Source organism: Bacillus sp. Marseille-Q3570 (assembly GCF_946151055.1).
Lineage (GTDB): Bacteria > Bacillota > Bacilli > Bacillales > Fictibacillaceae > Pseudalkalibacillus.
Map to the genome: position 1 here is coordinate 357404 of NZ_CAMGYZ010000005.1, position 12896 is coordinate 370299.

General features: G+C 45.5%; 12 protein-coding genes. 9 read left to right on the forward strand and 3 right to left on the reverse strand.

Annotation, left to right across the window (positions count from 1 at the left end; genetic code table 11):
* The first annotated feature begins 6 nt into the window (after positions 1 to 6).
* From N8M93_RS11445 to N8M93_RS11455, 3 genes are all read left to right on the forward strand, one after another.
* A complete protein-coding gene (locus N8M93_RS11445; protein WP_261131903.1) occupies positions 7 to 486 on the forward strand; it encodes a TRAP transporter small permease in 480 nt (159 codons plus the stop codon).
* Positions 483 to 1763 (forward strand): TRAP transporter large permease, encoded by a 1281-nt coding sequence (locus N8M93_RS11450; RefSeq protein WP_261131905.1) that lies wholly within the window; start codon positions 483 to 485, stop codon positions 1761 to 1763. Before N8M93_RS11445 ends, N8M93_RS11450 begins: the two co-directional genes overlap by 4 nt.
* 295 nt (positions 1764 to 2058) lie before the next feature.
* Complete coding sequence (locus N8M93_RS11455) at positions 2059 to 2616, forward strand: cysteine hydrolase family protein (protein WP_261131906.1); 558 nt, start codon at positions 2059 to 2061, stop codon at positions 2614 to 2616.
* Positions 2617 to 2779: 163 nt separating this feature from the next.
* Here the strand turns inward: N8M93_RS11455 and N8M93_RS11460 are convergent, their stop codons facing one another.
* From N8M93_RS11460 to N8M93_RS11470, 3 genes are all read right to left on the reverse strand, one after another.
* Positions 2780 to 3637 (reverse strand): sulfite exporter TauE/SafE family protein, encoded by an 858-nt coding sequence (locus N8M93_RS11460; RefSeq protein ID WP_261131908.1) that lies wholly within the window; start codon positions 3635 to 3637, stop codon positions 2780 to 2782.
* 325 nt (positions 3638 to 3962) lie between these two features.
* Positions 3963 to 4658 carry an AIM24 family protein gene (locus tag N8M93_RS11465; protein ID WP_261131910.1) on the reverse strand — a complete coding sequence of 232 codons (696 nt, stop codon included), beginning with the start codon at positions 4656 to 4658 and terminating at the stop codon, positions 3963 to 3965.
* Positions 4659 to 4721: 63 nt separating this feature from the next.
* Positions 4722 to 5132, reverse strand: coding sequence for a YobA family protein (locus tag N8M93_RS11470; RefSeq protein WP_261131912.1), 411 nt, complete (start codon positions 5130 to 5132; stop codon positions 4722 to 4724).
* A 216-nt stretch (positions 5133 to 5348) separates the two neighbouring features.
* Between N8M93_RS11470 and uvrB the strand changes: the two genes are divergently transcribed.
* The 6 genes from uvrB to N8M93_RS11500 all read left to right on the forward strand — a co-directional run bounded on the left by uvrB (position 5349) and on the right by N8M93_RS11500 (position 12859).
* Entirely contained in the window at positions 5349 to 7331 is a 1983-nt protein-coding gene (gene uvrB / locus N8M93_RS11475) for an excinuclease ABC subunit UvrB (RefSeq protein WP_261131914.1), read from the forward strand.
* A 5-nt stretch (positions 7332 to 7336) separates the two neighbouring features.
* Complete coding sequence (gene uvrA / locus N8M93_RS11480) at positions 7337 to 10210, forward strand: excinuclease ABC subunit UvrA (protein WP_261131916.1); 2874 nt, start codon at positions 7337 to 7339, stop codon at positions 10208 to 10210.
* A gap of 153 nt (positions 10211 to 10363) precedes the next feature.
* On the forward strand, positions 10364 to 10669 hold the full coding sequence (locus N8M93_RS11485; RefSeq protein WP_261131918.1) for a hypothetical protein: 306 nt from the start codon (positions 10364 to 10366) through the stop codon (positions 10667 to 10669).
* Between the two features lie 77 nt (positions 10670 to 10746).
* Positions 10747 to 11886: a DUF4097 domain-containing protein gene (locus N8M93_RS11490; RefSeq protein ID WP_261131920.1), complete on the forward strand. Its 1140-nt coding sequence runs from the start codon at positions 10747 to 10749 to the stop codon at positions 11884 to 11886.
* A 12-nt stretch (positions 11887 to 11898) separates the two neighbouring features.
* Positions 11899 to 12261 carry a phage holin family protein gene (locus N8M93_RS11495; RefSeq protein ID WP_261131922.1) on the forward strand — a complete coding sequence of 121 codons (363 nt, stop codon included), beginning with the start codon at positions 11899 to 11901 and terminating at the stop codon, positions 12259 to 12261.
* A 382-nt stretch (positions 12262 to 12643) separates the two neighbouring features.
* Positions 12644 to 12859 carry a hypothetical protein gene (locus N8M93_RS11500; protein WP_261131925.1) on the forward strand — a complete coding sequence of 72 codons (216 nt, stop codon included), beginning with the start codon at positions 12644 to 12646 and terminating at the stop codon, positions 12857 to 12859.
* The last annotated feature ends 37 nt before the right edge of the window (positions 12860 to 12896 follow it).

Below are 12896 nucleotides of genomic sequence, written 5' to 3' on the forward strand. Positions count from 1 at the left end.
TCACACATGAAAGCTTTGAGCAATGGCATCTCGACGATTGAAAAATATATATCCATTGTTCTGATGTTTTCGATGGCAGTGATCGTCACACTTGCTGTCGCATTCAGATATGTATTCAATTCACCATTATCATGGGCTGGTGAAGTCTCTATCTTTCTATTGATCTGGGTAAGTTTCATTGGCGGCAGTCTGGGGTTGAAGTATCGGTCCCAGGCCGCTGTTTCGATTGTACTCGAGTATTTGCCGCCTAAGATAAAAAAAGCAGTCCTCGTGATCGGGCACGTGTTCATGCTCATCTTTTTAGGGCTCATCCTTTTTTACAGTTATCAATGGATTCTTTCACCGAGTGTAGCGTTTCAAAAATCAACGTCGCTTTTACTGCCGATGTGGATCCCTTATTTGGCTGTACCTGTAGGACTGACATTCGCGGCCATCCATCTGGTTGCTAACATGATCGAGGCGATAAGAGAGGATGGTGCACAATGACGGTTCTTGTCATCCTGATGTTTTTCCTGTTCCTTTTCATGGGCATCCCGATTTCACTGGTCCTCGGTATGACGACGATTCTGTACTTTTTCACGGTGGGCAACACGATGCTGCTGGAATCGACGCCAATGCGGCTCTTTTCCGGACTCGATAATTTCGGTTTGCTGGCGATTCCGTTGTTCATGCTCGCGGGTGAGCTGATGAACGGCGGTGGGATCACCTCTCGTCTTGTACGTTTTGCAAAAGTGCTGTTTGGACATGTCAGAGGAGGCCTCGCTTACGTGACAGTCGTCGCGAACATGTTTTTGGCATCAATACTCGGGTCTGCAAACGCACAGGCAGCGATGATGAGCAAGGTCATGGTTCCGGAAATGGAACAGGAGGGGTATAAGAAGGAGTTTTCATCTGCGCTTACGTTGGCTTCGTCAATCGTAGCCCCGATCATTCCGCCGAGTATGATTTTCATCATCTACGGTACCTTGTCAGGAACTTCGATCGGTGGATTGTTCATGGCAGGCATCATCCCAGGAATTCTATATGGAATCGGCTTTATCTCACTGATTGCGTTCCTTGGTTTCAAATACAATTTTCCGAAGCACGAAAGAGCGTCCGGTGCAGAAATTGTAAAAAATACATTGAATGTCCTGCCCGCATTGCTTGTACCGTTCATCATCATTTTCGGAATATTGAGCGGGGCGTTCACGGCAACAGAATCAGCGGCAATCGCTTGCTTGATTGCCTACCTTGTCGGGACATTCTTCTACATGGAGCTAAAGGTGAAAAAGCTCCCGAAAATCCTATTGAACACAGTGATCAGTACTGCGACAGTTACGTTCTTGATCGCAATGGCGAATATCTTCGGCTGGATGATCGCATTCGAGCAGATCCCTCAGCTGCTGTTGAATTCGATGCTCACATTGTCTGACAGCCCGATCGTGTTCCTGCTCCTCGTCAATCTTTTTCTGTTGTTGCTGGGAGCAGTGCTGGATGGAATAGCTGCTTTGATCATCCTGGTACCGGTTTTCATGCCGCTATTGACCGCGTTCCAAATCGATCCGATCCATTTCGGGGTGATCATCTGTATCAACCTTACGATCGGCTTGTTGACACCACCGGTAGGCACAGGGCTCTTCATCGTATCCTCAATTGCTGATGTGAAATTCGAGAGATTGGTAAGAGCGACCATGCCCTTCCTCGTGATGGGAATATTGATTTTGTTCGTGATTACCTTTTGGGAAGACGCGGTGTTGTGGATTCCGAACCTGTTCAATTTATAAAGGTAGATGGAAAAACTCATTTCAAATGGGTTTTTTCTTTTTGTACTTGAAGAAAGTATAAAGAGACTTTCTTCAATATAAGCGCAACTAATGGCCAAGCCTACGCCTAAGGCTTAGCTTTACCAAGTTTTCTTTAGATTGGAAGACTTTGATGTCGAGAGCAGGAGAAGGAGTTTTGAGAGCGAAATAGGTAAAGGTGATTCTTAAAGGGGGCGGTTTTTTATGATGATGATTAAAAATGAACGTTTATATAGTAGAAGTAGTGCCGGATTTTAATTAAAAAGGAGTGCTGTGATTGAAGCAAGCTTTGCTGGTAATTGATACGCAACAAGAATTGATTGATGGAAATGAAAAAGAGGAAGCTGTTTTTAAAAAGGAAGAATTGTTGGCGAATATCAATCTCGTGATCAACAAAGCAAAACAATCCGATTCGTTGATCGTTTTTGTGAGAGACCTTGATGTAGCTGAAGGTAAAGGAACCGGGTTTCAAATTCACGATAAAATCAATGTGCCGGCTGATGTGCAAATCTTTGATAAGGCTGCGACCAATTCGTTTCATGGAACACCATTACTGAACTATTTGAAGGAAAAGGAAGTTGGACACCTCGTCATAATGGGGTGTAAAACAGAACACTGTATCGACACAGCCGTACGGACGGCGACTGTCAACGATTTTGATGTGACATTGGTACGGGATGGACATTCAACAACCGATTCGGTAAATTTATCTGCAGAACAAATCATCGATCACCACAACGTAATCCTGGATGGTCATTACAATGTAGAATGTTTTTCTGATGTGAGGGATACACAAGAAAATCTGTTTCAACCGAGACACAACAATTATCGATGAACAGTACAGAATAATTTGCGGGAAGGCTGCCGGTTCGGCAGTCTTTTTGTATAGTGTGGTGAGGAAGTTTAACAAACATCAGAAGGAAAAAAAGGGGCTGTCCCAAAAGTGTGTGCCACTTTTCATTAGGACAGTCCTTCTTTTAATTCCTGATTTTTCATTCTCAAGATACCGATTCTTTATGCCTGCGGTGTAACAGGTCTTTGGTGAATTTTCCAAGCAGGACAATCATATAGAGTCCTAATACGGAAATGCCGGCGATATCAAGATTGAAAAGTTCGAAGAGGATGCTGACGAGCGTCGTGATGTAGAGGAGCCCGAAATATTTCTTGATCTGATCGTTCGAGTAAAACGAAGTCAGTTTTGCTCCGACCTGGCTTCCGAATAAGGCTCCAGCAACCAGTATTAATCCGAGTATATAGTCGATTTCAATTGTGACCGCATAAGAAATGAACCCTGCGGTGACGATCATCAAGACGCTGACGAGACTTGTGCCGACGGCTTTCCTTGATTCGAATTTCATGATGGAGATCATGAGCGGTACCATGACAAATCCGCCTCCTACTCCTAAAGTTGCCGACATCAAACCGCCGATGAAACCGATGATCAAGGTCATGATGAGACCTGGCTTTTCTATTTTGACTGTTTTTGCTTTGGGTGTCTTCTTCAAAAGCGAGTACGCGAAATAGCCGATGATCACTGCGTAGAGGACCGGGATGACTGTTACATCGTATCCGTTTTTGTCCAGCCAGAGTACGAAGGGCTTTGCGAGTTGAGTCGCAGCCACACCGCTGATCCCAAGTAATAAAGCTGTCTTCCAAACGACGTTGTTCATTTTAAAGTGTGCCCAGACTCCTGAGATCGAAGAGCCGATTGCGTATAACAAGCTGGTTGTGATCGCAACAACCGGGGCATAACCGATCAGCATCAGGACGGGTGTCAAGATGAATCCGCCGCCGATTCCAAAATAACCTGACAAGATGCCAATCGCAAAACCTAGAATGATATATAGTAATTCCATAAGTTCTCCTTCTTAAAAAAACAATTTCCACTCTGTCTATGTTACAGTATACCACTTAAGAGTTCCACCTCATTTAAGGAATATGAAAATAACGGTCATACAGGACGTAATATATGTAAAAAAGCAGGTGTTCTAAAAATTAGAGGACAACTGTTCCGCTATTCGCGTAAAACACGGCTGATTTTTATAGATTTTAACCCAATAAGGTCTCTGGTGTCCTCTAAATTTATGAAACATAGGCGTAGCTAAATAAGGTCTCTCCTGACCGCTAAATTTATATCACCATTTCAACAACGAAAAAAACGGCCCCAGGCCGTTTTTCTATTCAGGATTGACTTTGCTGCATATAAATTTCTTCGTATGGTTGTACGACAACGAACCCGCTGCCTTCGAATTTCATCTGTATGGATTCTCCGCTTCCTCTTCCGAAGAAGGTTTTCAAAGATACATCAGTCTGGAAGTCTGGCGAAAGCGAGCCTGACCAGGCGACGGTCGCATTCGGATCTGTGAACACTGGACGGCCCGGGGTTACCTGAATCGTCAACGGTTCATAGTGGGAGGTGATCGCAATCATCCCCGTTCCCTGACAATGGACGTTGAATAGTCCGCCGGCCATCATTCCGGTGATACGCCTCATCAATTTGATATCCCAGTCGATCGAGGGCTCGAATGCGAGAAGGTCATTCCCGTTCACATAAATCGAATCGTTCTGTAGCTGGAGGATCGTGATTTTCTTACCTTGATCTGCAAGGTAGAGCTTCCCTGATCCGTTTGCCTTCATTAGTGCTGCACCTTCACCGGTCAGTGCTTTTTTGAACATTTTACCGATGCCGTGTTCGAGGATTCCTTCGCGTACAAATTTGATGTTCCCGTGGTAGGTGACCATCGACCCCATCTTCGCCCAAACATTTCCGTCCAAGTTGATTTCAAGGATCCGCGGAGTTTCAAGCTCGAATAGCCCTTCGCCTTTATCCTCCTGGGAGGTTTGTCTGACAAACTCTTCAATTGAATATTTCGACATTTCTATCACCTGCATTTTTCATAGTCTATCCGTTCAATTCGCCATCCCGGCACCGAGTTCCTTTTAATCTGTCTCTTCTAAAATATTGATTTTCCCGGCAGTCCCCTGGGCAGGGTAGGACTCAGCAATTGCGCCTTTGGGCCAGACCTCGACTTTTTGCCGAATTTTATAAGCATCCACAGAATCAACCTTGAACCAGTAGGCGCCGCCGCTCGGGTAATCATGGATATTTTTCGAATCGAAGCCCTCAAGTTCCTCTTTTTCGATACCTTCTAAAACAAGAATGCGTTCATTTTTTTTATCAACAATATGGCCGATAATCGATTGTTCCCATAAATCCTCTTCAGGCATGGTACCGTTCCCAGGCTGATCAGGGATACTGCTGGCATTGCCCGGCAGGTTCGGGATGATAGCAAGATTGACAAAAAGAAACATGCAAACAATCGATATAGCTCCATAGAACCATCTTTTCATAGTGTTTACCTCCAGAACATCAATACAATAATTAAAGTTTCCTTAAATGTATAGACGGGAAAAGCATGTCTACTGTTTCATTATTTATGAGAATGGGTGAGAAAAAATTACCAGTGACAAAAAAGGCGAATGTAAGTTCGTTTTTCTTGTTATTTTTTCCTGATCCTGTGCTATAATGTTTGATAGTGAGATTTAAGAAACGGAGGGGTTCGCCGCATGAGTGAGAAGCAGTTCGAATTAGTGTCGAAATACCAGCCTGAAGGGGATCAGCCCAACGCAGTCAAAAAATTGGTCGAAGGCATCAACGCTGGTAAAAGACATCAGACTTTGCTTGGGGCTACGGGTACCGGGAAGACGTTTACGATGTCTAATGTGATTAAGCAGGTCAATAAACCGACGCTTGTGATTGCCCACAACAAGACGCTGGCTGGTCAGCTGTACAGTGAATTCAAGGAACTCTTCCCGAACAATGCGGTTGAGTATTTCGTCAGCTACTACGACTATTATCAACCTGAGGCGTACATACCTCAATCCGATACATTCATTGAAAAAGATGCGAGCATCAATGATGAAATCGATAAGCTGCGCCACTCAGCGACATCAGCCCTTTTTGAACGGAATGATGTCATCATCGTTGCCAGCGTATCGTGCATCTATGGTTTGGGTAATCCTGAAGAATATCGTGAACTCGTCGTTTCGTTACGGACAGATATGGAAAAGGATCGCGATCAATTGTTGCGCGACCTTGTCGATATCCAATATGCGCGGAATGATGTGAACTTCACACGCGGTACGTTCCGTGTCCGCGGAGATGTTGTGGAGATTTTCCCGGCATCACGTGATGAACACTGTATCCGGGTTGAATTTTTCGGTGACGAGATCGACCGGATCACCGAGGTGGATGCGCTCACAGGTGAGATTCTTGGGGAACGTAGTCATGTTGCGATTTTCCCGGCTTCCCACTTCGTAACCCGTGAGGAGAAGATGAAGATCGCAATCGAACGGATCCAGGTTGAGCTTGAGGAACGACTCAAAGAGCTGAAGGAACAAGATAAGCTCCTGGAAGCGCAGCGAATCGAACAGCGCACGCGTTACGATATCGAAATGATGCAGGAGATGGGTTTCTGTTCAGGGATCGAGAACTACTCCCGACATTTGACGCTGCGTCCAGCAGGTTCAACGCCTTATACGTTGATGGATTACTTCCCGAAGGACTTCCTGTTGATGGTCGATGAGTCGCATGTATCGCTTCCGCAGGTCCGTGGCATGTATAACGGGGATCAGGCGAGGAAACAGGTTCTTGTCGAGCATGGATTCCGCTTGCCATCAGCGAAAGACAACCGTCCGCTCATGTTTGAAGAGTTCGAAAAGAAAGTGAGCCAGGCTGTCTATGTTTCCGCAACCCCTGGACCTTACGAACTTGAGCATTCACCGGAAATGGTCGAGCAGATCATCCGTCCGACTGGACTTCTTGATCCGACGATCGAGGTGAAACCGATCGAAGGTCAGATCGATGACTTGATGGATCAGATTCAGGAACGGGTGAAAAAGAAAGAACGTGTCCTCGTCACGACATTGACGAAGAAGATGTCAGAAGACCTTACCGATTACTTACATGAAAACGGTGTGAAAGTCCGTTATCTGCACTCTGAAATCAAAACGCTTGAGCGGATCGAGATCATCCGGGATCTTCGAAGAGGTGTATTCGATGTTCTTGTCGGGATCAACCTCCTTCGTGAGGGACTTGATATCCCTGAGGTTTCACTCGTTGCGATTTTGGATGCCGATAAGGAAGGGTTCCTGAGAGCTGAGCGTTCTTTGATCCAGACGATCGGGCGGGCGGCTCGTAACGCGAACGGACACGTCATCATGTATGCTGATAAAATAACGAATTCGATGCGGATTGCGATTGATGAGACAGATCGTCGTCGTACGAAGCAGATTGCCTTTAATGAAAAACACGGAATTACACCGCAGACGATCCAGAAGGCGATTCCTGAATTGATCCGTGCGACTGTCGCATCTGAGGATCAACCGGCAGCCGGACAAGCGAAAGCTCTACAGAAGATGGATAAGAAGGAACGCGAGAAAGTGATCGAGCGGATGGAAAAAGAAATGAAGCAGGCTGCGAAAGATCTCGATTTCGAGCGTGCAGCAGAGCTTCGTGACATGGTACTAGAGCTTAAAGCGGAAGGATGACTCCAATGGCAAATGAACATATAACGATAAAAGGAGCGAGGGAGCATAACCTGAAAGGGATCGACGTCACGATTCCACGAAATAAGCTGGTCGTGATGACAGGCTTATCCGGTTCAGGTAAGTCCTCCTTAGCTTTCGATACAATTTATGCAGAAGGTCAGCGCCGTTACGTAGAGTCACTTTCTGCGTATGCGCGGCAATTTTTAGGACAAATGGACAAGCCGGATGTCGATTCGATCGAGGGGCTTTCTCCAGCGATTTCGATCGATCAGAAGACGACAAGTAAAAACCCGCGTTCGACGGTGGGAACGGTGACGGAAATCTATGACTACTTGCGTCTTTTGTTTGCTCGGATCGGGATGCCTATCTGCCCGAATCACGACGTGCCGATCACCTCACAAACAATCCAGCAGATGGTCGACCGGATCATTGAATATCCAGAACGGACGAAGCTGCAAATCCTTGCTCCAGTCGTTTCCGGGCGTAAAGGGGAGCACGTGAAGGTCCTTGAGGACATCAAGAAGGAAGGTTACGTACGTGTTCGGGTGGATGGTGAAATCACCGACGTAAGTGAAGAAATCAAGCTTGAAAAGAACAAGAAGCATTCGATTGAAATCGTCGTTGACCGTATCGTTGTCAAAGACGGTGTAGAAACCCGGCTGGCAGATTCACTTGAAACGGCTTTGAACATCGCGGATGGAAAGGTGATCGTCGATGTCATCGGTGAGGAAGAACTGTTGTTCAGTCAGCATCATGCGTGTCCTTACTGTGGATTTTCAATCGGCGAACTTGAGCCTCGGCTTTTCTCGTTCAACAGTCCTTTCGGTGCTTGTTCCTCATGTGATGGTCTGGGTACGAAGCTTGAAGTCGATCTTGATCTGATCATTCCAGATTGGGATCGGACGTTGCGGGACAACGCGATTGCACCATGGGAACCCCAAAGCTCCCTATACTACCCGCAGCTTTTAAAGAGTGTATGTGACCATTATGGCATCGATATGGATGTACCGGTTAAAAAACTGAACAAGACACAACTGGACAAAGTCTTGTACGGCAGCGGCAGGGATAAAATCTATTTCCGCTATGAAAATGATTTCGGCCAGGTGAGGGAAAACAAGATTCTCTTCGAAGGTGTCGTGAACAACATCAAACGTCGTTATCATGAAACAAGTTCTGATTATATCAGGGAACAGATGGAAGGCTATATGGCTCAAAAGCCTTGTCCAAGCTGTGACGGCCACCGGTTGAAGCCGGAGGCACGGGCGGTCCAGATCCGTGATCACCATATCGGCAATATTACTGATATGTCGGTAAAGGATGCGGATAAGTTTTTCCGTGGACTTGAACTGACGAAAAAAGAAGAACAGATCGGGCGTTTGATCTTACGCGAAATCAATGACCGGTTAGGGTTCCTTGTGAATGTCGGACTCGATTACCTGACGTTGAGTCGTTCCGCCGGCACCTTATCAGGTGGGGAAGCACAGCGGATCCGTCTGGCAACCCAGGTTGGTTCACGTTTGACGGGTGTCCTTTATATCCTTGATGAACCGTCGATCGGGTTGCATCAACGTGATAACGACAGATTGATCAATACGCTGGAAGAGATGCGTGCTCTCGGGAATACGTTGATTGTCGTCGAACATGATGAGGATACGATGCTTGCAGCCGATTACATCATCGATATCGGACCTGGGGCAGGGGCGCATGGCGGAAAGATCACCGCTCAAGGCTCACCACAGGAAATCATGGATGATGAGTGTTCATTGACGGGTAATTATTTGTCCGGTAAAAAATTCATCCCTCTTCCGAAGAAGAGAAGGAAGTCGAACGGACGGAAGCTGACGATCAAAGAAGCGACCGAAAACAACCTGAAAAAGGTGAACGTCGATATCCCCCTCGGTGTATTTACTGGTGTGACAGGTGTGTCTGGATCCGGTAAAAGTACGCTGATCAATGAGATCCTTTATAAATCCCTGGCGCAAAAGCTGCATCGTGCAAAAGAGAAGCCGGGTGAACACAAGAAGATTAACGGGCTTGATCATATCGATAAAGTCATCGATATCGACCAGTCACCGATCGGACGTACACCGCGTTCGAACCCAGCAACGTATATCGGGGTCTTTGATGATATCCGTGACGTATTCGCACAGACAAATGAAGCGAAGGTGAGAGGGTACAAGAAAGGAAGGTTCTCATTCAACGTCAAAGGCGGGCGTTGTGAAGCATGCCGCGGTGACGGAATCATCAAAATCGAAATGCATTTCCTTCCCGATGTGTATGTACCGTGTGAAGTGTGTCACGGGAAGCGTTATAACCGTGAAACGCTCGAAGTGAAATACAAAGGAAAGAACATTGCGGACATCCTGGACATGACGGTTGAAGAAGCGGTGGAATTTTTCGCGAATATCCCTAAGATCAAACGGAAGGTGCAAACGATGATGGACGTTGGTCTTGGATATATCAAGCTCGGTCAGTCCTCGACGACGATTTCCGGAGGGGAAGCGCAGCGTGTGAAGTTGGCATCCCAACTGCATAAGCGTTCAACCGGGAAGACGCTTTATATTTTAGATGAGCCGACGACAGGGCTTCACGTCCATGACATCTCACGCCTGTTAACAGTCCTCCAACGGCTCGTCGATAACGGAGATTCGGTTCTTGTCATCGAGCATAACCTTGATGTCATCAAGGCGGTCGATCATATCATCGACCTTGGCCCTGAAGGCGGAGACAAAGGCGGTATGATTGTGGGAACGGGGACGCCTGAGGAAATTGCTGAAAACGAGGCATCCTACACAGGCAAGTACTTGGCGCCGATTTTGAAGCGGGACCGGAAACGGATGGAATCGAAAATCAAGAAAACTGAAACCTTAGCAAAATAGAACACGTAAAGTCTTCTAAGATGAATCACCTTAGGAGGCTTTTTCTTTTTTGTGTCGAATCAATAGAGTGCCGCATGAGACCTGGGCGGGTCACATACATATAATAAGTGCTCGAAAAATTTCATAGTTTTGTTTGAATGGAGGAGAACGGGGTTGTCTTCATCGGGTAAGTTGATCAAATCATTAAGCTACATGAGTGTGTTTTTCGCACCTTTTATCGTACCAGCAGTCATCTTTCTACTCATTGACGATCGGGATGTCAGGCAGCATGCACGTCTTGCCTACATTTCTCATTTGATTCCTGTCCTCGCCCTGGCAATATTATCAATCTTATTTTTCGAATCAGGACAGATCATAAACCATTTCACCGTCATCAGCATGATCATTTTCGGGGGTGCTGCAGTGACCGCTGCTATATGGAATATCATGAAGGGTATACATGTATTACAGGAAAAATAGGTTTCCTGAATAAAAGTGTATGAGGAACAATCACGCAGCTTGAATTATTTTTAAGAATCTGAAGGGGGATTTTTAGAATGGAAGAGCGGAAGATGATTTTGAAAATGCTAGATGAGGGAAAAATTTCATCAGCAGAAGCGGTTGAACTCTTAAAAGCAGTCGGAGAAAACGATATTGGTGAAGAAAAGCAGCCTGTCAGAACAGCGAAAGTCAATTATTCTGGGCAAAAGGAACAAACAAATGAACAGAAAACCGGAAGCACAAATCAGCAGCAAAAAACCCATAACACCCATACGTATGAGAAAAAGTCCGAACAATCGACGATCAGCAAGTTTTCAAGTTTGATCGACCGGGTAGTGACGAAATTGAAAGACACTGATTTTGATTTCAACTTCGGTCAGGCAGTTGAAATCGATCATGTATTTCAGGAAAACGATGTTGATTTCAACCGTCTGAAGGTCCATGTGACCAATGGAGGGATCCAGTTGCATCCATGGGAGGAGCAGAGTGTCCGCGTCGAGTGTCATGTTTCAGTATACCGGACGCAGTCGACTGAAGAAGCGAAAGCGTACTTTTTGAAAAATGCACATTTCGCGACGGAATCAGGAGAGCTCCAATTCCTGGTCGATGAAAACCGCCTGAAAGTACAAGCGCACATGTACGTACCGACTAAAATGTATGAGCAAATCCAGCTTAGGACAGCAAACGGTGCGATTACCCTCGATGAATTGCAGACGGACCGGATGATTGTGCGTACAACGAACGGAGCAGTAACGCTGAACCGTGTGGACGGCGGTTCATTGAATGCCTCGACCTCCAATGGAAAGATCAGATTGGACCAGAGTAATTGGAAAAAACTTGACCTTGAGACGCTGAATGGGGCAATCCGTTTGAACGGCAAGTATGAAGACGTCGAAGCAGAAACCTTGAATGGTTCGATCAATTTCACATTAGAAGATGCCATGCCGGGAAAAGCTTCTTTTAAAACGGTCGCTGGTAAAATTGAAATCCTTGTGCCTGACAGTTTGCGGGTTGATGGAAACATGAAAGCTACGATTGGCAGTTTGAATTGTTTTCTTGATAAAGTTGATATTAAGAAAGAGACAAAAGATGTGGTGCTGAAGAGGATGGAATTCATCGCGAATGAAGAAGCACCGACAACCTATGAAATTGAGGCGGTGGCGAAGACCGGTTCGATTTCAATTGCAAAGCGGTAAGGAGGTAGTGTTTTGAGAGGATGGATTGTTTCTTTAATTGTCAATACAATTGTGTTGATGGTCGTCTCCGGATTTTTCAGTGAATCTTTCTATTTGTCTGGAATCGGAGCAGCAATCATCGCGAGTATTCTGTTAGCAATCATGAATGTGATCGTCAAACCCATTTTGGTGATTTTGACCTTACCTGTCACGATTTTGAGCCTTGGACTGTTCTTGTTCGTAATCAATGCAATCACCCTGATGCTTACACAAGCTTTAATGGGGGACGCATTCATGATTTCCGGATTCGGCATGGCGCTGGTTGCGGCGATCATTATCTCGGTTTTGAACCTGTTGATCAATAACCTGATCGTCAAACCGTTTAAAGATCGATAAAAATTGAAGGACTGACCTGGAGAAAGATGAAATCCAGGTCAGTTTTTTTTGTGGATTTCCTGTCAACTGCTAATTTGGGAGTCAATCCGGCGGGTTCATAGGATAATTCGGCGGCTTTGCAACTTATTCCGGCGGATTTATGTAGGAATCCGGCCGAATTGATCCTGAATACGGCCAAAACCTCTCTTAATACGGCCGCTCGGTACTTTTTTACTACCATAAACTGTAGGGATGAACGTTATCCAACTGTTGCAGAATTGGTTACCTTCGCGCATGTAAGCGATTACCTACCAGGCTCTTCTCCAATCCAGTATCCGTAAAGGGTTTCCCCACAATTTTTGAGCGTTTGGATGGATTCTTTTATAGGCGGAATATCGTAAAATTGAATGAGTTACGCTTAAAGAACCAGAATCAAATTCTTTTCGGTGCAAACTTCAAATTTATGGGAGAAAATTTGAAAAATATCGGTGCAATTCTCAAATTTATTGGAGCAAACTTCAAAATTATCGTTATAAAACCCAAATATATCGTTGATTTCCCGATAGTCACTCATAATTTACAACCTATTTTTGGAAAACTAGGTGTAGAGTCGGCATGATTTGAAAAAGAATGCTAAAATATAGGGTGGTAGAAAA